Annotated in this window: 2 pseudogenes; both read left to right on the forward strand. The window is 65.0% G+C overall.

Annotation, left to right across the window (positions count from 1 at the left end):
• Window positions 1-123: 123 nt before the first annotated feature.
• Window positions 124-360, forward strand: a pseudogene (locus ACSEEN_RS21415) (ATP-binding protein); the annotation flags it as partial.
• 395 nt (window positions 361-755) lie between these two features.
• Window positions 756-992 (forward strand): annotated as a pseudogene (locus ACSEEN_RS21420) (ATP-binding protein); the annotation flags it as partial.
• Window positions 993-1,119 lie beyond the last annotated feature (127 nt).

The following is a 1,119-nucleotide window of genomic DNA, read 5'->3' on the forward strand; positions in this document are numbered from 1 at the left end:
CAACAATGACAGGCTCCACTCCAGCATCGGCACGGTCCCGCCCGCCGAGTTCGAGTCCGCCTACTACGCCGCCCTCAACCGAGAGCTGCACCCCGTATAGGAGCGGCAGAAAACCTGGGGTGATTCACCCCGCTCGACGACACCGGCACCCAACTGCTGTTCCGGCTCGTCGCCGGCGCCTACGAACGCCGCTCCCTCGCGATCGCCAGTCACTGGCCCTTCGAACAATGGGGACGATTCCTGCCCGAACACACCACCGCCGCCAGCATCCTCGACCGGCTCCTACACCACGCCACCATCGTCATCACCGACGGCGATTCCTACCGCATGACACACCGAACGGAGGTACCACCCACCTAGAACATCCCGCACAGGGTGGGGACTTTTACCTGGCCACCAGCGGGGACATCAAACTGGCCGTTGACAGAGGCCCAGGGCTACCGCTCGTGCCAGAACATCCTCGCCCTGGGGAAGAGCGACAAACAACTCCTCGAGCGGGCTTGCGGGCAACTTGTCTCCGAACAGACCCGACGGGCGATCTCCTACACCGCGGTCAAGCAACGCCTGGCGGCGCTGCGGGCCCAGGCCGCCGCACGACCGACCACCGCGGCGGAACCAGCGACTGCTGCGTCGGTAGCGCCACCGGCGGGACAGCGCGACACCACCGGGGCGCATCTGGCCGGGCCCGAGCAGTTCAGCCTTTCTGCCTTGACCGGAGCCACCGGAGCCGACTTGACGGATGAGGGAGGGGCCAAGTGATCGATCGTCACCTCACCGACGCGGACATGCCGTTGTTCACGCAGCTGCGTATGACCGCGTTCGGGCAGACCGTCATCGAGCTGGCCAACGATCCCGCCTGCGACGAGTGGACCTTCTCCCAGAAGATCTCCCACGCGCTGGATAAGGAGATCACGGCCAGACAGGAACGTCGGACCCAGAAACTACTCAAGGCCTCCAGAACGCCAAACCCTGATGCCTGCGTAGAAGAGATCTGAAGCGCCCCGGGTTTGGTGGAGGCTCGGTTATCTGGAACCGGTTCCGATCGGAACCTGGTCTTCAGGGTAGCGGGCGACCTCGTGGGATGCCCAATGGGTGGTCTCGAACTCGACGGGCGGGACG

Origin of the sequence: Gordonia marina (genome assembly GCF_052036135.1) — a bacterium.
In the GTDB taxonomy this organism is placed as follows: Bacteria; Actinomycetota; Actinomycetes; order Mycobacteriales; family Mycobacteriaceae; genus Gordonia.